Origin of the sequence: Wolbachia endosymbiont (group B) of Hofmannophila pseudospretella (assembly GCF_964028515.1) — a bacterium.
Lineage (GTDB): Bacteria > Pseudomonadota > Alphaproteobacteria > Rickettsiales > Anaplasmataceae > Wolbachia.
The window spans coordinates 1,581,609-1,601,779 of the sequence record NZ_OZ034788.1; the positions used below are offsets into that span (position 1 = coordinate 1,581,609).

General features: G+C 35.4%; 24 protein-coding genes and 2 pseudogenes. 23 read left to right on the forward strand and 3 right to left on the reverse strand.

Going from position 1 to position 20,171, the window contains the following annotated elements; genetic code table 11:
* The first annotated feature begins 134 nt into the window (after window positions 1–134).
* Window positions 135–437, forward strand: a complete 303-nt coding sequence (locus tag ABWU24_RS07640; protein ID WP_353274213.1) for a hypothetical protein — start codon at window positions 135–137, stop codon at window positions 435–437.
* Window positions 438–457: 20 nt separating this feature from the next.
* On the opposite strand, the gene ABWU24_RS07645 is transcribed toward ABWU24_RS07640, so the two are convergent.
* Window positions 458–1,463 (reverse strand): IS630 family transposase gene (locus ABWU24_RS07645; protein WP_353274215.1). Its coding sequence is split into 2 segments (ribosomal slippage): window positions 458–952 and window positions 954–1,463, totalling 1,005 coding nucleotides; the frame shifts between segments, so codons are not numbered across the junction.
* Between ABWU24_RS07645 and ABWU24_RS07650 the strand changes: the two genes are divergently transcribed.
* The 17 genes and pseudogenes from ABWU24_RS07650 to ABWU24_RS07730 form a co-directional block, all read left to right on the forward strand.
* Window positions 1,457–1,579 (forward strand): hypothetical protein, encoded by a 123-nt coding sequence (locus ABWU24_RS07650; protein ID WP_353274258.1) that lies wholly within the window; start codon window positions 1,457–1,459, stop codon window positions 1,577–1,579. The genes ABWU24_RS07645 and ABWU24_RS07650 overlap by 7 nt on opposite strands.
* 77 nt (window positions 1,580–1,656) lie before the next feature.
* Entirely contained in the window at window positions 1,657–2,136 is a 480-nt protein-coding gene (locus ABWU24_RS07655; protein ID WP_114517343.1) for a hypothetical protein, read from the forward strand.
* A gap of 3 nt (window positions 2,137–2,139) precedes the next feature.
* Complete coding sequence (locus tag ABWU24_RS07660) at window positions 2,140–3,621, forward strand: ankyrin repeat domain-containing protein (RefSeq protein ID WP_353274256.1); 1,482 nt, start codon at window positions 2,140–2,142, stop codon at window positions 3,619–3,621.
* Window positions 3,618–5,444 (forward strand): phage terminase large subunit family protein, encoded by a 1,827-nt coding sequence (locus tag ABWU24_RS07665; protein ID WP_353274254.1) that lies wholly within the window; start codon window positions 3,618–3,620, stop codon window positions 5,442–5,444. The genes ABWU24_RS07660 and ABWU24_RS07665 overlap by 4 nt, the downstream gene beginning before the upstream one ends.
* A 1-nt stretch (window position 5,445) precedes the next feature.
* The gene (locus ABWU24_RS07670; protein ID WP_353274252.1) at window positions 5,446–5,670 is read left to right on the forward strand and encodes a gpW family head-tail joining protein; all 225 of its coding nucleotides are present in this window, start codon (window positions 5,446–5,448) and stop codon (window positions 5,668–5,670) included.
* A complete protein-coding gene (locus ABWU24_RS07675) occupies window positions 5,667–6,371 on the forward strand; it encodes a glycoside hydrolase family 25 protein (protein ID WP_236514948.1) in 705 nt (234 codons plus the stop codon). The genes ABWU24_RS07670 and ABWU24_RS07675 overlap by 4 nt, the downstream gene beginning before the upstream one ends.
* Window positions 6,368–7,774 carry a phage portal protein gene (locus ABWU24_RS07680; protein ID WP_353274250.1) on the forward strand — a complete coding sequence of 469 codons (1,407 nt, stop codon included), beginning with the start codon at window positions 6,368–6,370 and terminating at the stop codon, window positions 7,772–7,774. The genes ABWU24_RS07675 and ABWU24_RS07680 overlap by 4 nt, the downstream gene beginning before the upstream one ends.
* Before the next feature lie 23 nt (window positions 7,775–7,797).
* The gene (locus tag ABWU24_RS07685; RefSeq protein WP_353274772.1) at window positions 7,798–8,832 is read left to right on the forward strand and encodes a S49 family peptidase; all 1,035 of its coding nucleotides are present in this window, start codon (window positions 7,798–7,800) and stop codon (window positions 8,830–8,832) included.
* Between the two features lie 77 nt (window positions 8,833–8,909).
* The gene (locus ABWU24_RS07690) at window positions 8,910–9,278 is read left to right on the forward strand and encodes a head decoration protein (protein ID WP_353274248.1); all 369 of its coding nucleotides are present in this window, start codon (window positions 8,910–8,912) and stop codon (window positions 9,276–9,278) included.
* 37 nt (window positions 9,279–9,315) lie between these two features.
* Window positions 9,316–10,320 carry a major capsid protein gene (locus tag ABWU24_RS07695; RefSeq protein WP_353274246.1) on the forward strand — a complete coding sequence of 335 codons (1,005 nt, stop codon included), beginning with the start codon at window positions 9,316–9,318 and terminating at the stop codon, window positions 10,318–10,320.
* 82 nt (window positions 10,321–10,402) lie between these two features.
* The gene (locus tag ABWU24_RS07700; protein WP_341810090.1) at window positions 10,403–10,708 is read left to right on the forward strand and encodes a hypothetical protein; all 306 of its coding nucleotides are present in this window, start codon (window positions 10,403–10,405) and stop codon (window positions 10,706–10,708) included.
* A 1-nt stretch (window position 10,709) separates the two neighbouring features.
* Window positions 10,710–11,207: a phage tail protein gene (locus ABWU24_RS07705; RefSeq protein ID WP_353274244.1), complete on the forward strand. Its 498-nt coding sequence runs from the start codon at window positions 10,710–10,712 to the stop codon at window positions 11,205–11,207.
* Window positions 11,204–11,686 (forward strand): hypothetical protein, encoded by a 483-nt coding sequence (locus ABWU24_RS07710; RefSeq protein WP_353274269.1) that lies wholly within the window; start codon window positions 11,204–11,206, stop codon window positions 11,684–11,686. Before ABWU24_RS07705 ends, ABWU24_RS07710 begins: the two co-directional genes overlap by 4 nt.
* Window positions 11,673–12,137, forward strand: a complete 465-nt coding sequence (locus ABWU24_RS07715; RefSeq protein WP_353274267.1) for a phage baseplate assembly protein V — start codon at window positions 11,673–11,675, stop codon at window positions 12,135–12,137. Before ABWU24_RS07710 ends, ABWU24_RS07715 begins: the two co-directional genes overlap by 14 nt.
* A complete protein-coding gene (locus tag ABWU24_RS07720) occupies window positions 12,134–12,394 on the forward strand; it encodes a PAAR domain-containing protein (RefSeq protein WP_265014515.1) in 261 nt (86 codons plus the stop codon). The genes ABWU24_RS07715 and ABWU24_RS07720 overlap by 4 nt, the downstream gene beginning before the upstream one ends.
* The gene (locus ABWU24_RS07725) at window positions 12,391–12,726 is read left to right on the forward strand and encodes a GPW/gp25 family protein (protein WP_265014514.1); all 336 of its coding nucleotides are present in this window, start codon (window positions 12,391–12,393) and stop codon (window positions 12,724–12,726) included. Before ABWU24_RS07720 ends, ABWU24_RS07725 begins: the two co-directional genes overlap by 4 nt.
* Window positions 12,727–12,728: 2 nt before the next feature.
* Window positions 12,729–13,203: pseudogene (locus ABWU24_RS07730) on the forward strand (baseplate J/gp47 family protein); the annotation flags it as partial.
* A gap of 12 nt (window positions 13,204–13,215) precedes the next feature.
* Here the strand turns inward: ABWU24_RS07730 and ABWU24_RS07735 are convergent.
* A protein-coding gene (locus ABWU24_RS07735) for an IS630 family transposase (protein WP_353274215.1) occupies window positions 13,216–14,221 on the reverse strand; the annotation gives its coding sequence in 2 pieces (ribosomal slippage) (window positions 13,216–13,710 and window positions 13,712–14,221; 1,005 coding nt in all).
* A 135-nt stretch (window positions 14,222–14,356) separates the two neighbouring features.
* Between ABWU24_RS07735 and ABWU24_RS07740 the strand changes: the two genes are divergently transcribed.
* From ABWU24_RS07740 to ABWU24_RS07760, 5 genes and pseudogenes are all read left to right on the forward strand, one after another.
* Window positions 14,357–15,061: an ankyrin repeat domain-containing protein gene (locus ABWU24_RS07740; protein WP_341810128.1), complete on the forward strand. Its 705-nt coding sequence runs from the start codon at window positions 14,357–14,359 to the stop codon at window positions 15,059–15,061.
* A 38-nt stretch (window positions 15,062–15,099) separates the two neighbouring features.
* Window positions 15,100–15,573 (forward strand): ankyrin repeat domain-containing protein, encoded by a 474-nt coding sequence (locus tag ABWU24_RS07745; protein ID WP_138265078.1) that lies wholly within the window; start codon window positions 15,100–15,102, stop codon window positions 15,571–15,573.
* Window positions 15,574–15,577: 4 nt separating this feature from the next.
* Window positions 15,578–16,012 carry a DUF2924 domain-containing protein gene (locus ABWU24_RS07750; protein WP_138265077.1) on the forward strand — a complete coding sequence of 145 codons (435 nt, stop codon included), beginning with the start codon at window positions 15,578–15,580 and terminating at the stop codon, window positions 16,010–16,012.
* Window positions 16,006–17,482: pseudogene (locus ABWU24_RS07755) on the forward strand (recombinase family protein). Before ABWU24_RS07750 ends, ABWU24_RS07755 begins: the two are co-directional and overlap by 7 nt.
* 58 nt (window positions 17,483–17,540) lie before the next feature.
* Window positions 17,541–17,672 carry a hypothetical protein gene (locus ABWU24_RS07760; RefSeq protein WP_264686477.1) on the forward strand — a complete coding sequence of 44 codons (132 nt, stop codon included), beginning with the start codon at window positions 17,541–17,543 and terminating at the stop codon, window positions 17,670–17,672.
* Between the two features lie 18 nt (window positions 17,673–17,690).
* Here ABWU24_RS07760 and ABWU24_RS07765 read toward each other — a convergent pair whose 3' ends face one another.
* The gene (locus tag ABWU24_RS07765; RefSeq protein WP_264686476.1) at window positions 17,691–19,661 is read right to left on the reverse strand and encodes an ankyrin repeat domain-containing protein; all 1,971 of its coding nucleotides are present in this window, start codon (window positions 19,659–19,661) and stop codon (window positions 17,691–17,693) included.
* Window positions 19,662–20,171: the final 510 nt, after the last annotated feature.

A 20,171-nucleotide genomic window follows, 5' to 3' on the forward strand; every position in this document is an offset into this window, starting at 1 on the left:
AAGGGTACCCTCAGGAATGGATACAAAAGAGAATAGAGTCGATAGCTGTCAGAAATCAACTAACAAAAGAATGGGGTAACAGAAATATATCTGACCACAATAATAAGCATATTGAAGGTAGAGAATACGCAATATTGACAGACGTAATTTCTGAGGGAACGTTTGGAGTAAAAACAAAGCACCATAAGGAAATAAAAGGCTTGAGGAAACAACCACTAAGAGACCATATGACACCAATTGAATTAATTTTTAACATGCTAGGAGAACAGGCTACCATTGATGAAATAAAAGATAAAGATGCACAGGGCTATAATAAAAATTTAGAGGCGGCAAAGGAAGGAGGTAAGAACGCAGGCACAGCAAGAGAGGCATTCGAAAAAGCTAGAGGTGTGAAAGTCGTTTCTTCAGATAACTTTTTAAAGAGGATTAAAGATTAAAGTTCTCATACCAAAATCCATTACTGACCGAACAAATAAGAAACATTACAAACTCGTTTAATAGTAGTACTGGAAATATTGACAATAAAATTACACAAAACATCTTCAAGTAAACCTATGGTATCGTAGATACTATTGCGTAAAGTATTGTATTTGATATATTGCCACAACCTTTCAACAGGATTCAGTTCCGGTGAATAAGGAGGCAAGTATATGATGGTAATGTTTTCCTGAATTTTCAAACTTTTTGATCTATGCCAACTTGCACAATCCATTACAAGAAAGGCTTCTTTCGTGCCTAAATCTTTCGACATCTGCTCCAGAAATATATTCATACAATCAGTGTTTACATATGGAGCAAGTAGGCTAATTTTCTTACCACTTCTTGGATTTACCGCACTGTAGATATAGAAATTTTGTCTACCAATTTTCATTTTAACCTGTGTTCTGACCCCTTTTTTAAACCATCCGTGTCCGATTTTTGAATGAGTTCCAAATCGTGATTCATCAAAAAAATACCTCCTTTTCAGGGTGGGAATTGACTATTTTATTGAAGTATTTTTTAAACTCTTCTTGCTTGTTTTTATCTTGTTTATGGTGAATTGGCCTCGGTGTTATGTAAGAAAACTTCATCCTTTGTATCTCACGGTGCACTGTTGATTTGCTAATGTTTAGGCCAAATTCCTCTGAGATTTTTATTTGCACTTCCTTAATAGTAATATTTGGATTTCTTTCTACCCATATTTCAATTTGCTCACGTTGATTTTTGTTTAATTTGCTTTTTCTTCGCCGCTGAGACGGGGAAAATAATCTTTCTACTCTACCAAATTTTAGATGCTTTATCCATTCAGTCAAAGCAGTCCTTGAAATTTTACATATTCTTGCCACAGCGCTTATACTACTTTCTTTTCCTGCTATCACCGCTTGTAACTTTTTTGAAACATATGCGTTATTTCTGACCTTTTTTAACATTTCTTTCGCCAAATTTACAACTTTTTCGTCTAATAGTTTTGACCTTAATGCCATTTATACCTCTCTATTTTATCTACTTTAGTATCACTTCTTTCCCATTATTGTCTATCTGTTCTTTATATAGTGGGAATTGGTATAACCATAAAACGTTGGCAAATATACACAGGTAGGAAGGCAATTCTTTCTGGTACTGACAAAACTTTTGCACAAATTCAAGAAGAAAAACAGCAATAAAGGGGCAAAAAAAGTGGAAAAGATCACACAAACGGAATGGGCAAAAGAACTAGGAGTTTCAAAGCAATATGTCTGTTATTTAGTAAAAAAAGGAATAGTTGAGTTGGAGGATGGTTTGATCAATAGAGAGCAAGCAAATGAAGCGGTAGCAGCAATAAGAGATCCAAGTCAGCCACTGAGGAGGAAAAATCCAGAAAACGAAAATACAAGTAACCTTTCCACAATGTTGCTTAAAACTCGAATAAAAAATGAAATGGAACGAGGTAAACTACTTGAGGCGAAAGCTAAGGCTGAGATAGGAGAACTTGTAGCAGTAGAGGAAGTAAAGCGCGATGCATTTAACGTAGCAAGAGTTGTCCGTAATAATTTGCTTAATATTCCAAATAGAGTTTCAGCACTACTTGCATCACTGAGTGACACTGAAAAGATTCATATGGCGCTAACTGAAGAGATTACAAACTCATTACAAGAATTATCTAATATTAAGTTTTAAATAATGTCTGCTAACTTAAGTTTAGAATTAATAAAGTGTCTCATTAATCAGCAAGGAGTGGATGTAAATGTTAGAGGATTAAATGGAAAGACACCGCTACATTATGCAGTAGAAATTAACGAGCTTAGTATGGTTGCACTCTTACTGAACAGAAAAAATATTAATCCACTAATCACTGATGATGATGGTAAAAGTGCGCTCTCTTGTGCAAGAGAAGAAATATTACAAGCGCTAATTAATAATAAATACGGATCAGAGGAAGATAGTTTGCTTTACTTAGCTGCGATGTTGAATGAAGCAAATGCTGTAAGGTTTTTACTCAACAAAGGGGTTAATGTTAATGAGCAGAATGCTTTACTACATACACCGTTACACTTAGCGGCAGGAGCTGGGCATGAACAAATAGTAGAAATTTTAATTAGAGAAGGAAATGCGGACAAAGATGTTCTTGATGCGAGAAATCATGCAGCAATTCATTATGCAGTAAACAACAAGAAGCTAGGAGTAGTAAAATTACTTTCAAATCTTGGTGCGAATGTTAATGTAGTTGGCAGCGGCAGAAATGCAATGAAATTATCTTCTTTGCACGTAGCTATAAGTAGTAGTAATTACGACGAAAGGGACTTATGTTTAGATATTGTAAGATGCTTAATAAATGTTCCTAATGCTGGGGTTAACTTACAAGATTATGAAAATAAAACGCCACTACATTATGCTGAAAGGCTGAAAACAATAGAAGTTTTACTAACGCGAGAAGATATAGATCCTTTAATTAAGGATGATAATGGCAAGACACCATTTTGTTATGCAAAAGAAGCAAATAGATTAGATATAGTAAAGATTTTAGCAAGTAATAGATACGGAGCTGATAAAAACAGTTTGCTTCATTTAGCTGCCAGAAAAGGATATGAAGACCTAATAGACGGTATTCTTGGTGAAGGAGTTGAAATAGATGCTGTAGATGAGAGTGGAAAAACGGGAATTTATGTTGCTGTAAAGCATGGTCACTTTAACGTAGTAAAGTTGTTGCTAAAGAGAGGAGCAGATGCCACGGATGTTTTTCAGTATGCAATAATAACGAACAACGCAAAATTAATAAAATTACTGAGCAAAGAGAAGGAAATAGTGTTATTTGGAAGACAGAAGAACTTTCCAACATTTCATTTATTGAGCAATAAATATTTTGAAGAAAGGAAAATAGCAGACAAAAAAATAAAGAAATATATCAATATCGTCTGTGTTTCTATAACAGTATGTGCAATAGTGATAGTGGGAATTTACCCTAACATTATAGCTGCGGTAATGGTGGGAATAGTTGCGCTCATAGCTGCAATAGCAATGAGTAATTTAACTCAGAAGTACATAGAAGAAGCACTTGAAAAGAAAATGTTTATTGAACTCGAAAGTGAGAAAACAAGTGAGTGCAGTTCTATTTTAAGTGATGTTGAGGTATCATCTAATGATGGTGAAGAGCTAGCGATATGATATATGCTACATCTTTTTCTGAAGGTTTAAAGCCAGATCCACTACTTAAAGTGTCAGAGTGGGCGAATGAGTATCGAGTTTTAGCGCCAACTGCAGCATCAGAGCCAGGTAAATGGAGAACAGAAAGAACTCCTTATTTAAAAGAAATCATGGATTCACTTTCTCCGTCCTCACCAGCAGAAAAAGTAGTATTCATGAAAGGAGCGCAGATTGGAGGAACAGAAGCTGGTAACAATTGGATAGGCTATATTATAGATCAGACTCCTGGTCCAATGTTAGTTGTGCAGCCAACAGTTGAAATGGGAAAGCGTTGGTCAAAAGGAAGATTTGCGCCGTTAATAGAGAGTATGCCATGTTTAAAGAGTAAAGTAAAAGACCCAAGGTCAAGAGACTCAGGCAATACTGTACAAAGTAAGGAATTTCCAGGTGGAATAGTAGTAATAACCGGAGCAAATAGCAGTGTAGGACTTCGTTCTATGCCAGTAAAATATCTCTTTCTTGATGAGATAGATGCATATCCAGGAGATTCAGGAGGAGAAGGAGATCCAGTTTTACTCAGCATAGCTCGTACCAATACATTTGCACGGCGAAAGATTTTTTTAGTATCAACACCAACGATTCATGGAATAAGCAGAATTGAGAAGGAATTTGAAGCAACAGATAAGAGATATTTTTTTGTACCATGTCCGCATTGTAATTACTATCAAGTTCTAAAATGGTCACAAATAAAATGGGAAAACAACGACTCAAGAACAGCACATTATGTCTGCACTGAATGTAGCGGCAAAATAGAAAATCATCAAAAGACAGAGATGCTTGAGCGTGGAGAATGGAGAGCTACAGAGGCAAAAGAAGGGGAGAAAAAAGGATTTCATCTTTCAAGTCTTTATAGCCCAGTTGGTTGGTATAGTTGGCAACAAGCAGTAGAAGATTTTCTTCATGCAAAAGAAAGTGAACAATTACTAAAAGTATGGATAAATACTACGCTTGGAGAAACTTGGGTAGATAAAGGAGAAGTACCTGATTGGAAGCAATTATTTAACAGGAGAGAATTTTTTCAGATTGGCACAGTACCAAGGAGAGAAGTGGTACTTACTGCAGGAGTAGATGTCCAAAAAGATCGTCTAGAGGTGGAAGTTGTAGCATGGGGAAAAAGCCGTGAAAGTTGGTCAATAGACTACCGAGTATTTGAAGGAGATACAGGAGGTGGAGAAGTATGGGGAAAACTTTCGGAGCTTCTGAGTCATCATTTTATCGGTGAAAATGGGCTTGAATATATGATAAGCATGATGGCAGTAGATGCTGGATATGCAACGCAAGAAGTATACAACTGGGTAAGAGGTCATCAAGGATCTGGAAGAGTAATGGCAGTTAAAGGTGTAAATAAAGCCCTAGTGCCACTTAGCAGCCCAAGTAGAGTTGATATAACAGTTGGTGGTCAAAAGCTAAAAAGAGGAATAAAGCTCTGGCCAGTAGGAGTATCGATATTAAAGTCAGAGCTTTTTCAGCTACTTAATATTTTAAAAGAAGAAGAGAAAGTGCCAGCAGGATATTGTCATTTTCCTGAGTATGCACCCGAATATTTTAAGCAGTTAACGGCAGAGCAATTAGTCAGTAAGGTAGTAAAAGGATACACCAAACAGGAGTGGCAAAAGGTAAGAGAAAGAAATGAAGTGCTAGACTGCCGAATTTACGCAAGAGCAGCATCTATTGCGCTTGGAATCGATCGTTGGCCAGAGAGTAAATGGAATAGTTTAAGTGAAAAGCCAGAAAGCAAAAAACCTAAAAAAGTGAGACAAAGCAAATGGTTGAATGAGAAGTAAGATGTACAGCGAAGAGTATTTAATTCAAGTCGAAGAAGCGATAAAGAAACTACAAAACGGAGAGCGAGTAGTATCAATTGCATATGGTGACCATGTGGTGAGATATGCTGAAGTTCAGACAAATGACTTGCTGAATTTACGGCAACGTATTAAGGCTGAACTGAAAGTTGCAGGTATGAAGCCTAAACGAAAGATTATTTTTGCAACAAATAAAGGAGTTATATGAGGGAAAATTTTCTGAGAAAAGTTGTAAAAGAGGAATATTCTGAATTTTTAGAGCAATTAAAAACTTTCATAAAACTATGGGACAATAGAGAGAGTTCAGTAAATGGAATAATAGATTTGTCACATTGGCAAGAAAATGTGGATTTTGAGTTAGCTAAAGAGAGTGGTATAGTTGGAGTAATTCATAAGGCAACGCAAGGAACAGAGTACATAGATTCAAAATACAAAGAAAGAAGAAAAGAAGCTGAAGACTTGGGTCTATTATGGGGTTCATATCATTTCGGTGTAGGGGAAGATGGAAAGGATCAGGCAAATCACTTTTTGAATACAGTGGGTAAAGCTAAAAATACAATTGTTGCTCTTGATATTGAAGAGAACGAAAGTGGAAAAAATATAGAACCAAGACAAGCAGAAGATTTTATTAAAAAAGTTCAAGAAGAAACAGGGCGTTCACCTTTAGTGTATGGAGGTGCTAAATTTTTGAAAGATTTTGCCACACCAATTTTGACTAAATGTCCATTATGGATAGCAAGATATGGAGATCAACCTGTTTTACCGCAAGGCTGGAATAAGTGGATTTTATGGCAATACACCGACGGTAAAAATGGTCCAGAGCCACATGAAGTAAGTGGAATCGGAAAATGTGACAGAAATAAATTTAACGGCACATTAAAAGAATTAAGAGAATTTTGGTTAGTATGATGCTGAAAAATTTCAAACAACTATTTAGCAAGCCAAAAATCAAAAGTTCAGCATGGGATGCAGCAGGGTCAGGAAGAAGATTTTTTCACTTTCAACCAGAGTTAGGAAGTATAAACAATTTGCTGTCTCAAAGCCTTGAAACTTTACGTAGTAGATCACGTGATATGGTGAGAAAAAATCCATATGCAGCAAATATTATTGATACAATAGTAAGTAACTCTATTGGAACAGGAATAAAGCCGCAATCAAAAGCAAAGAATGCAGAATTTAGAAAGAAAGTGCAAGAATTATGGCTAAAATGGACAGATGAAGCAGATAGTAACGGAGTAAGTGATTTTTATGGTCTGCAGGCTCTAGTATGCAGAAGTATGATAGAGGGAGGAGAATGTTTTGTACGTTTAAGAACGAGAAAGCTGGAAGATAGATTTTCTGTACCATTACAACTGCAAGTACTTGAGTCTGAACATTTAGATAATAAAACAAATCAAACTTTAGGAAATGGTAATGTAATAAGAAACGGGATTGAGTTTAACAAGCTTGGGCAAAGAGAAGCATATTACCTATTTAAAGAACACCCTGGTGAAGGTTCGTTTGGTGAATCAGTGAGAGTGCCAGCAAATGATGTTTTACATATTTATAGACCATTAAGACCTGGGCAAATCAGAGGGGAGCCTTGGCTTTCTAATATACTGCTGAAGCTTTATGAGCTTGATCAATATGATGATGCAGAGCTGGTGAGAAAGAAAACTGCAGCAATGTTTGCTGGATTTATTACGAGACTCGATCCAGAAGCAAATATCATGGGAGAAGGTGAAGCAAGTGAGCAAGGAGTAGCACTATCTGGCCTGGAACCTGGAACAATGCAGCTTTTAGACCCAGGAGAAGATATAAAATTTTCAGAGCCGTCAGATGTTGGAGGAAGTTATGAAGCGTTTATGAGACAGCAGCTAAGGGCAATAGCAATAGGTACAGGGATAACATATGAACAGCTAACAGGAGATTTAACCGGTGTTAATTATTCATCCATTCGAGCAGGGCTGATAGAGTTTCGTCGTCGATGCGCTATGCTGCAACATAACATTATAGTATTCCAATTTTGCAGACCAGTATGGAGTAGATGGCTAGAATTAGCAGTGCTTTGTGGAGAACTGAGTATAGATGAAAAAGTAGTAAAAGCAGCGAAAGAAGAAGTAAAATGGATACCACAGGGATTTGATTGGGTAGATCCACTGAAAGACCAGCAAGCACAGCAAATGGCAGTAAGGAATGGATTTAAGAGTCGATCGGAAGTAGTATCAGAAATGGGTTATGATGTAGAAGAAATTGACCAAGAAATAGCAGAAGATCAAAAGCGTGCTAATTCTTTTGGACTTTGTTTCGATTGTGACGTTAATGTGCCATAAAATACAATAAGGGGAAGAAGGTGATGTGGATAAATAAACCAATAATGGTAGAGAGAAGAAGCTTTGAACTACTATCATTATATAACAGCAAACAACCTATCTTTAAGAACTTAAAGCATTTTCATATAAACCCAAAAGGAATAGCAATAATACGTATTTATGGAGTTTTGACAAAAAAAACAGAAGCTTTTGATCATATTTTAGACATGACTTCATATGAAAATATTCATGAAGAGATAGAGAGCGCTTTAGAAGATAAAAGCATAGAGACGATTCTACTTGACATAGACAGTCCAGGAGGGGAAGTAAACGGTGTCTTTGACCTAGCTGATTTTATTTATGAATCAAGAGCAAAAAAGAGGATAATAGCGATAGCAAATGATGATGCATACTCTGCTGCATATGCTATAGCTTCAAGCGCTGAAAAGATTTTTCTCACCCGCACTTCAGGGGTTGGGAGTATAGGAGTAATAGCAAGTCATATAGATCAAAGTAGATTTGATGAAAAGCAAGGTATTAAGTACACCACAATCTTTGCTGGTAGTCGAAAGAATGATTTAAACCCACATGAGCCAATGACGTCTGAAAGTCTGGAAAGCTTACAAAAAGAAGTAGACCGACTATATGAAATGTTTGTGCAGCTAATAGCACGTAATCGAAACCTTTCTATAGAAGCAATCAAATCAACGGAAGCAGGGCTATATTTTGGGGAGAAAGCAGTAGAAATAGATCTTGCAGATGGAGTTACAACATTTTTTGAATTTATCAATAATCATAGGAGTGTTAGTATGACAACTAATGAGTTAACTGAGGAAGGCTACGAGAACTGTCGTAGAGAAATTTTAGAGATAATAAGATTATGTAATGTATCAAAGATGCCAGAAAAGATAGGAGAATTTATAGAGCAAGGCGTAAGTATTGAGCAAGCCAGGGAGGTTTTAATGGAATTACTTGCAGAGAGAACGAAAAAGACAGAGATACTGAGTGCAATACCGCAGAATTCAGGAGAAGAGTTGATGACGGAGGTAGCAAGGACTAGAGCGCAATCAAGTATTTAAGTTTTTTTATAACCGCCGCGTACAACAATTACAAACATGGCGGTAAAACTAAAGGGGAAAATAAATGAGGAAATTTTATGAGTTGTATAATCGAACAAAATAATCTAGGTGACTTATTAAAGTATGAGGCATCAAGTCTATATTCAAGAGACCAAATAACGGTAGCCAAGGGACAAAATCTTAAACTTGGTACAGTTGTTGGTAGTGATAAGGATAACATGATTAAGATAATAAATCCAACTGCAACAGATGGTACACAAACAGCAATAGGTGCGATAGTAAGTGATGTAAATGCGACAGAAAATGCCAAAGCAGTAATCATTACACGTATAGCAATGCTAGCAGATCATGCAATTGTGTGGCCAGCAAATATCACTGAAGAGCAGAAAAATGCAGCAATAAAGCAACTTGAAGCACGAGGGATCATTATCCGCAAGGGAGCTTAAAAAAACTATTAAAAATACAAAAGGGGGAAAAGAAAAAATGCAAAATCCATTTACAAATACAGCATTTAGCATGACGGCACTAACAAATGCGATGAATATATTGCCGATAAATTATGGACGTGTTGAAAATTTAAATTTGTTTCCAAGTAGGTCAGTAAGATTTAGACATATTACGATAGAAGAACACAACGGAGTGTTAAGTTTACTACCAACGCAAGTACCCGGAGCACCAGCAACAGTAGGAAAAAGAGGAAAAAGAAAGGTAAGAACATTTACGATTCCGCACATTCCGCATGATGATGTAGTGCTGCCAGAAGAAGTACAAGGAATAAGGGCATTTGGATCAGAGAGTGAACTTAAAGCGCTGGCAGATGTAATAACCGATCATTTGCAATTGATGAGGAACAAACATGCAATAACATTAGAGCATTTGCGAATGGGAGCGCTCAAAGGAATAATTTTAGATGCTGATGGGTCAGAATTATTAAATCTGTACAACGAATTTGAAATCACACCGAAAGTAGTAAATTTTGCCCTTGGAACAGCAACAACTGACGTAAAACGTAAGTGTCTGGAAGTACTCCGGCACATAGAAGATAATCTAAGTGGTGAATATATGACTGGAATTCATGCCTTGGTAAGCCCTGAGTTTTTTGATGCATTAACTTCTCATGCTAAAGTAAAAGAAGCATATGAAAGATGGCAAGAAGGAGCAGCACTTCGAAATGATATGAGGTCAGGATTTACGTTCTGTGGCATAACATTTGAGGAATATAGAGGGCAAGCAACTGACCCTGAAGGAACAGTAAGAAGATTTATTGAGAAAGATACAGGGCACTGTTTTCCAGTAGGAACAGCGAGCACATTTACAACATATTTTGCACCAGCAGATTTTAATGAAACAGTAAATACACTAGGACAGCCACTATATGCAAAACAAGAGCCAAGGAGATTTGATAGAGGAACTGATTTACATACGCAGTCGAATCCATTGCCAATGTGCCACAGACCAGGAACATTAGTAAAAGTCGTTGCAGCATAACAATACTGGTAGAGTAACTACAAGTTGGTGAGGTACAAGAGGACTCTACTAGTATATAACTTATTAGCATACTTATGAAAGAATGCAAGAGAATATTAAGAGATTACTAAAAGATTGTTTTGCCCATTTAGGAGAAGTAGCTTTGTATAAGTCGAAAAATAAGGCGTACATGGTACAAGTACTAAAGCAACAGCCAGATAAATTATACGAGATTGGTGAAGGACAATTTGTGGGAGAGATGCTTTTTCTTGAGGTAAGCATTTTTGATATACTGAGGCCAATTGTAGGAGATATTTTTGTTATAGGTGATTGCAAATACAAAATACACACACCACCACTTAGAGATAAATCTGGAATGGTCTGGCGAATCGAAGCGTATGGGGTGTAAAATGTCTGTGCATATAGAAGTTGAGGTAATAGAAAGTGTAAATGCTAAAAGAAAAAAAATAGAATTAGCAATAGTAAGAGCGTTAAACAGAACAGCACTATGGCTAAAATTGAAGACAGCAAAAGAAATTAGTGAGGAAAAGAAAAGTTTGATAAGAAAGAGATTAAGAATTTTTAAGGCGAAAACTAGCAGATTAGAAGTGTTAATTAGAGCAAATCTCTATGACATTAGAGCATCGACAATTGGTAAAATACAAAAAACAAGAAGAGGATCGAAAGTAGGAAAGCATGAGTTTATAGGAGGATTTGCAGCAGTTATGCCAAAAGGAAATAGCGGTATGTTTAAACGTGAAGGAAGAGCAGCATTGCCAATAAAGGAAATTAAGTTGCCACTAGAACCAGAGGCTTCAAGGATAATAGGGAATTTTGTTAATTATGAGAGTGAGAGAGAGTTTGAGAAATACTTTAAGCATGAGCTAAACTATATTTTAAAGGTATGACAAAGTTCTGGAAAGATTTACATCAAGCAATTTGCAGCACACTGAAGGAAGAAATACCGTCTATACAGACATGTGAAATTTATCCATCGATAAGAAAAGAATTATTAGCGCCAGCGGTGTTTGTAGAATTAGCAAGTTTAGAACCAGGTAAAGATGCAGGTACTGAGGAATTAGCCATGAAAGCAAGATTTGAAGCACGAATTGTGATTGATAGCACAATAGAAAATGCAGCTATTATTGTTAGATCATTAGCTAGCGAAGTTGCGAAAGTAGTAAATAAAAATACTTGGAATGTGAAAAATGTTTCACCAGGAGAATTTATATCTGCGGAAATTGACGGATTTAGACCAGAATTAGATGCATATTTAGTGTGGATGGTTGATTGGAGTCATCAGCTTCATTTAGGTAAATCAGTATGGGAAGAGGGGAAAATTAAGCCACATAAAATAGAAGTGGGAGAAATGCATGTTGGAAAATAATTTTGCCATTGCAGAGTTACAGAGAAAAGTAGCGAATATGATTCGTATAGGAGTTGTAAAAGAAATAGATTATGAAAAAGCAAAAGTAAGAGTGAAAATAGGAGAATTTTTAACAGATTGGTTGCCATGGATAACAAGCAAAGCAGGAGAAGATAGAGATTGGTCTCCGCCAGATATCGATGAACAAGTTGTGGTATTTTCTCCTCTTGGTGAACTATCATTAGGGGTGGTGTTAGCAGGAATATATCAGGAAAAATACCATGCACCAGAGAATAAAAAAGAAATAAATAGTGTAAAATTTCAAGATGGGACGAAGTTTACATATGATAAGGAAAAACATCATTTAGAGATTGAAGTAGTGGACAAAATAACACTGAAGGCTGGGGGATCAAGTATAGAAATGACAAAAAGTGGAATAAAACTGAAAGCAGAAAGGATCGACTTAAATTGAACAAAGGAATAGTGAGGTTAGGAGACTACTGTGGAGAAGCTATACCACATTTCTGCATTAGCGGAAGTAATAATGTTTTTGTAAACGGTAAGTCAATATGTAGACAAGGAGACAGTTTTAGTGAAGGAAAAGTAATGATTCAAGGATCAAAAACAGTGTTTGCAAATGGTCTTGGTATAGGAAGAGTAGAAGATATAGTTTCATGTGGGTTTAAAGTAATTAGAGGGAGTTCTGATGTTTTTACAGAGCCAGTATGAAGGGAATGAGCAAAGAAACAGGTAAAGAACTAGAGGGTTTAGAACACTTAAAGCAATCAATAATTGATATACTGACCACTCCTGTTAACAGTAGGATCATGAGAAGGGATTATGGGTCGAGATTATTTGAGTTAGTGGATAAGCCAATAAATAGAGATTTAACTTTGGAAATCTATGCAGCAACAGCAGAAGCACTGGAAAAATGGGAAAAGAGATTTAAGTTAGAAAAAGTAAAGATTGCTGAAGCTAAAGAAGGAAAAATGACTCTTGTGCTTGAAGGTATGTATCTTTCAGAAGGCAAATTCATAGGTATTAGTGGAATAGTTGTTTAGAAATGCAGACATCTAATATTATTGAAAAACTAAGCTATGAGGAAATCTTTTCCAGAATGAAGGAGGAGTTAGTGTGTAGAGATGAAACCTTTTCAGCGTTAGTAGAATCCGATCCAGCGATAAAGATTCTGGAGGTAGCAGCCTGGCGAGAACTTTTGCTCAGACAAAGGATGAACGAAGCAGTAAAGAGTAATTTACTGAAATTTGCAAGGGGAGAAGATCTTGATAATTTGGCTGAATTTTATGGAGTAGAGAGAGAAAAAGAAGAAGAGGATGAAAGATTTAGAAAGAGGGTAAAAGCAAAAATAGCAGGTTGGTCAACAGGAGGAAGTAAGGAATATTATAAATATCATGCACTGTCAGCAGATAGTAGAGTAAAAGATGCACTAGTAGAATCACCTATACCAGGGAAAGTACAGATCTCGATTTTATCAACACAATTATCCACACTGCCAGAAGAGCTACTTGAAGTTGTAATACCAAAATCCATTACTGACCGAACAAATAAGAAACATTACAAACTCGTTTAATAGTAGTACTGGAAATATTGACAATAAAATTACACAAAACATCTTCAAGTAAACCTATGGTATCGTAGATACTATTGCGTAAAGTATTGTATTTGATATATTGCCACAACCTTTCAACAGGATTCAGTTCCGGTGAATAAGGAGGCAAGTATATGATGGTAATGTTTTCCTGAATTTTCAAACTTTTTGATCTATGCCAACTTGCACAATCCATTACAAGAAAGGCTTCTTTCGTGCCTAAATCTTTCGACATCTGCTCCAGAAATATATTCATACAATCAGTGTTTACATATGGAGCAAGTAGGCTAATTTTCTTACCACTTCTTGGATTTACCGCACTGTAGATATAGAAATTTTGTCTACCAATTTTCATTTTAACCTGTGTTCTGACCCCTTTTTTAAACCATCCGTGTCCGATTTTTGAATGAGTTCCAAATCGTGATTCATCAAAAAAATACCTCCTTTTCAGGGTGGGAATTGACTATTTTATTGAAGTATTTTTTAAACTCTTCTTGCTTGTTTTTATCTTGTTTATGGTGAATTGGCCTCGGTGTTATGTAAGAAAACTTCATCCTTTGTATCTCACGGTGCACTGTTGATTTGCTAATGTTTAGGCCAAATTCCTCTGAGATTTTTATTTGCACTTCCTTAATAGTAATATTTGGATTTCTTTCTACCCATATTTCAATTTGCTCACGTTGATTTTTGTTTAATTTGCTTTTTCTTCGCCGCTGAGACGGGGAAAATAATCTTTCTACTCTACCAAATTTTAGATGCTTTATCCATTCAGTCAAAGCAGTCCTTGAAATTTTACATATTCTTGCCACAGCGCTTATACTACTTTCTTTTCCTGCTATCACCGCTTGTAACTTTTTTGAAACATATGCGTTATTTCTGACCTTTTTTAACATTTCTTTCGCCAAATTTACAACTTTTTCGTCTAATAGTTTTGACCTTAATGCCATTTATACCTCTCTATTTTATCTACTTTAGTATCACTTCTTTCCCATTATTGTCTATCTGTTCTTTATATAGTGGGAATTGGTATAAATATAAGAAATTTATCTGACGCTAGAAAAGCTAATTTTGTGAGGTATGAAATGAGTTTTAGCAAGAGTAAGTTTTTTAAAGAAGTATCAAGTAACGGGTTTAAAAACATTAATAAAAGAAATGAAGAAGGAGAGACGATCTTGCATCAAGCAGTAGAAATCTCTGATTACAAAACAGTGAGATTATTAATAAAAAAAGGGGCAGAGGTTAATGCAAGAGATAAAAATGGTTATACGCCACTACACTGTGCAGTATTTGCGAAAAGCTTAGAAAATGTAAAAGTGCTGCTAAGGTCGGGAGCAGAAGTAAATGCCACTCAATATGTCACTGGATGTACGCCACTCCACTCTGCATGCAAAATAGGAGGAGTTGAAATAATAAAAGAGCTAGTAAAAGCAGGAGCTGAGGTTAATCAACTGAATAAATATGGTGCAACGCCAATGTATTACATCTGGGAAAGTGAAAAGTATCGTCTATGTGATAGCAAAGAGAGTGAAAAGGCAAGTAAATTTTTAAGAGAAAAAGGTGGAGTAACAAAAAGTAGAGAACTGACCTGCTATGGAATAGAGAGGCTAGTGGGAGAAATAGCAGACATGTTGAATGGGAGTTATTTACCAGAGTTAAAAATAATAGAGATAGAAGAAATAAGGAAGAGAGACAAATCGCTAATAAAGAAAGAATGTCAAAATTTAGCAAGCAAAATAATGAACCAAGTGAACGAAATGATAGATGAGGTAGCGAAAAGGAATGCTTAAAAGAGGGATTTAAATTTAAAGAAAAGGTGAGGTGGATTATGTTAAAGCTTGGCAAATTTAATAAGTCAGCAAAAGAATTATTAGAGAACTCATTTAAAAGTATTTATGCAAGAGACGAAAAGGAAAGAACAGCTCTGCATTATGCAGTAGAAGCAAAAACAGTGAAGTTATTAGTCGAAAAAGGAGCGAATGTGAATGCAGCAGATGCAAGAGGATATACAGCACTGCACCTAGCGGTAACGGAGAAACGTCTAGAAATCGTGAGGGAATTGATAAAATCAGGAGCAGATGTAAATGCTGAGGAATATGGAAATAAATGCATACCTCTACACCTTGCGTGCATGGTAGGTGAAAAAGAAATAGTGGAGGAGCTAGTGAAAGCTGGAGGAGAAATAGAGCAAGCGGATAAATTTGGAATGACAGCGATGGATTATGCGAAAAATAGCAAAAAGATAACCGAGGTATTAAAGAAAGAAACAGACAGAATTGAAAAGTTATTTATGAAAGGCTAAAAATATGGAGGAAGAAATAGAAAAGAAAGTAATGAATTTAGAGAAAAAACCTTTGGGTGAACTGAGAAAAATATGGAAGAAGGTATATGGGGAAGAGGCGCCTAGATACTCAAAGAAATATCTGATACCGAGATTAGCTTATAGAATGCAGGAGGAAGCGTATGGAAAAATGTCAAGAAAAGGAGCAAAAAGACTAGAGTATCTAGCAGATCGACTAGAGAAGGGAAAAAGAATAAGTAGTGACAAACTTCCAGTAGCAGGAACAGAGCTAATATTAGAGAGAGGAGAAGAGATGCATGCGGTAATGGTAACAGATAAGGGTTTAATCTACAGAGAAGAATTTTTTACGTCATTGTCAGCAGTAGCCGGAAAAATAATGGGAATGAGTTACAATGGGCCGCTTCTATTTGGAATGAGAGATAAGGAGAAAGAATGCTGAAAGAGGTAAGATGTGCGATATATACTAGGAAGTCAAATGAAGATGGTCTAGAACAAAAATTTAATAGTCTTGATGCGCAACGTGTAGCATGTGAAAAATACATAAAGAGCAGAGAGAGTTGGGTAGCATTGGCAAAAAGGTACGATGATGGAGGTTTCTCAGGAAAGAATTTAGAAAGACCAGCGATAAAGGAGTTGTTTGAAGATGTAAAAAAAGGAGAAGTAGATTGTGTAGTAGTATATACGCTAGACAGGTTATCAAGGGAAACAAAAGATAGTATAGAAGTGACATCATTTTTTAGAAGGCATAGAGTAAATTTTATAGCAGTAACGCAGATATTTGATAATAATACGCCAATGGGAAAGTTTGTACAAACGGTATTGTCAGGAGCAGCACAGCTAGAAAGAGAAATGATCGTAGAAAGGGTAAAAAATAAAATAGCAACATCAAAGGAGCAGGGATTGTGGATGGGGGGAACTTTGCCGCTTGGATATGATGTAAAAGATAAAGAATTAATAATAAATGAAAAAGAAGCAAGGACAGTGAAGCATATATTTGAAAGATATTTGGAGCTAAAATCAATGGCAGAATTGGCAAGGGAGTTAAATAGAGAAGGTTATAGAACAAAATCAGATATCTTTAAAAAAGCAACGGTGAGAAGAATAATAACAAATCCGATATATATGGGAAAGATAAGACATTATGAGAAAGAGTATGAGGGAAAGCATGAAGCAATAATAAAAGAGGAAAAATGGCAAAAAGCGCAGGAATTGATAAAGAATCAACCATATAGAAAGGCGAAATACGAGGAAGCATTGCTAAAGGGAATAATTAAGGTGCAAGAGCTGTAATGCAAATATGACGCTGACGTACGCAAAAAAAGAGAATAAAAGGTATAGATATTACGTATGCAATAATCATTTAAGGGGAAAAAGTTGTGAATCAGAAAACCGAAATGTAATTGCTGGAGAAGTGGAAAAAGAAGTGATGAAGAAAGCTGAACAGATATATGAAAAATGGGGAGAAGAGTGGAAAAATTTAAGTTTCAGAAAACAGAAAGAAGCAGTGAAAAAGTTAATAAAAGCAGTATTGGTGAGAGAGGATGGAATAGAGGTGTATTCTGAATCGGAGGAAAAATTTATATCAATAAAGAAGAAAGGAAATAAATGCACAGTAGTAGAGCCAGAGGGGAAAACAAACAATGCATTACTGAAAGCAGTGGTAAGAGCCCATCTGTGGAAACGGCAACTAGAAGAGAGAAAATACGAAAGTGTGAAAGAGCTGAGTGCCAAAATTAATATAGGTACAAGACGTATACAGCAAATTTTGAGATTGAACTATTTAGCACCAAAGATTAAAGAAGACATAGTAAATGGGAGGCAGCCAAGGAGTTTGAAGTTAGCTAACTTGAGGGAAATACCGATGCTGTGGAGTGAGCAATTGGAGAAATTCTACGGTCTTGATTTATAAAAGCAACAGAAAAGGGCCATGCCAAAAGATGTTGAGATTGATATAGAAAAGTAAATCAATGTTACAGAATCAATTATATGAAAATATCAATATAAACAATGAAGATTCTAGCATACTGGATGCAACAGTGGTAGAAAATGATCCAAAATCTATAAATTATAGAAGTTTATATTTAAATAATAATCTTTAACTTTTTTGGCAAATTAATCTACCTAGAAACTTCTCTCCTAGGATCAGAAGTCCTTCTTAACTCTTCACGTTCTGTCCATTTGTTGTTAGACTCGCTTATTACTTCAGGACGAATTAATCCACCAGATCTAGCAAAAACACCTCGGTCTATGGCTTCAATAACTGATAAACCTCCCAATAAGCAATTTTGCCCTATTTTTTCATAATTTTCTATTCCTTCATTGCAATCTTCTATTTCATCGAGTAGAAGTAGGCCTTCTTCACTCACCTCTACTTTTATCCAATTTTCATTTTTCTCATCAGGATATAACCTAACTTCTAATTCTCCTAAACTAGTATAGAAAGTTAATACTATACTGCTACCTTCTGTAAGATCTGTGTAATTCCTTATGCCATCTTCAATTTTAATTTCTACTTCACTTTTACCGATTTTTACTATATTTCTTCCACACTTTACATCTCCATCGGTTAGACCTAAATCCCTTACCCCATCTGTTATCTTTATAATGTCTATTTTACTATCTTTAGAATATTCTAAGTAAAAAACGGAGTTGTCTACTCTTGCATCTTTTAGCTCGCTATTGGTTGCACTTTTTGCGATTTCAATAAATTTATGAGAATTGCTAATATAATCTCTATAAGCTTTTTTTAGGTTAGTTTTATGCTCTTTAAATTCTGATGTCAGTGTGTTAGCATCAACTGTATTACCAAACACTGCCCCTTTTGATACTAATTGACATATTATACTACTAGCAACTTTAGGATTTTTTTCCAACTCACTGATTTTTTTCATCACATAATCGGTAAAAGTGTACTCATTACCTGAAAAGAAATCTTGTGAAAGAGAATAGTTTAATCGTACACCAGACTTTATAGCATCGTTTACAATCTTTTCAAGTTCAACCATGTTTTGAGCATAAAATACCTTATCAAAAAAAGACTTATGCAGCTCTTCCTTCTGCTGTAAAGTTAATTTAACAAGTAGAGTGCTGATCTGTTCTTTCTTTTTGCTAGGATAATCAATATTTACACGATAATCTAATGCTCCCATCTTTAGCAAGATCTTTTTTGCTTCTTTCATACCATCTTCATTGTCCCAACAACCATCAAGATGTGAAAACAATTCTGATTCACCTCTTGCGTTACGAATGTTCAGTACCACTTTTAAATCTAAGTCTCCTTCATGCTTACTTAAAAACTTCTTTAAATTTTTAGTGTAGTCTAAATCAAATCTATCTAAGTTATACAATTCTCTCATCAACTCTTTCTGTTTATCAGTTAAAAAGAACACTTCAATGTCGTAGCGATGATTATTAACTGCTATTTGTTGCGGAGTTCTTCCTTTTCTATCTACTATACTAGGGTTAGCACCTTTAGAGAGAAGAGAGTCTATGCTATATCCATACCCTATAGCAACAGCAAGGTGTAATGGTGTCTTTCCTGCATTATTCTTTATATTAGGATCTGAACCTGCATCTAAAAGTAGATCTATAGCACGATTTCCTAGGGGACAGACCTCATCAATCTTTGCTCCTGCAATCGCATGTAGTACTGTTGACTCAGATGTTCCTCTTTTGAGATTAAGAATTACTTTTAAATCTTTATTATTTTTATTATCATGTAAAAACTTCTTAAGAGATTCAGTATTATCAAATGAGCTATAGTAAGAAGTTAAACATTCTAGGGTTTTGAATAACTCTTCATTTAATTTCTTTTGATTTGGAGTGAGATCATACTCAAGAGCAGACCAAATACAAACCTGTTCTCTTAGTGCAAGTTTGCTATCTATTAAAGATGATGGTTCATTATAGTTTCTAACTGATGGTAAATCTCCTGAGTACCACATATCATTCATCAGTTCATTTAATAAATGCTCTTTAGATGATAAATGTTCTATAATGGATTCATATTCAAAATCAGATGGTTCTGGTTTGGATTTTGGTTTTAGTAGATTGATGATAGATTTTACTATTCCGTTAGATTCACCCATACTTACCCCTTAAGCTAAGATACATAATATATTGTATGCAATATGTAACATTAAATCAACAACCATAATCTTTTTACTACTTATGTTGTTAAGCTTTTGTTAAGTTTTTATGGTGAGTAACAATGGAGTATGTAGATAGGTTAAAAGTTGCTTATGACTCCAAATTTGAGCTAATTTTACTATAAATTAACATGGTTAAGACCTATATTTGATATCACTACTATAAGAGCATGATGGATTATGCTTTAAAGGAGTGCAAAAACTGCTGAAGCTTATACAGTAACCTGCGGAGCCACTTCAGCAGAATAAACAAACACATGCCAGTATTAGTAGAGAATTATTTATAAGTCAACTAACTTTTTCAAAAATATTTTAGCAAGAACATCAGTGTTGTGAAAAAAAGTTCAAAACCTTCCAGCCTTGGTAACTATTTACACAATACATACTTTTAGCTCTTAGCTATCTAAGGAATTCACTGGAGATTGATTACTATAAATGTAATTCATATTA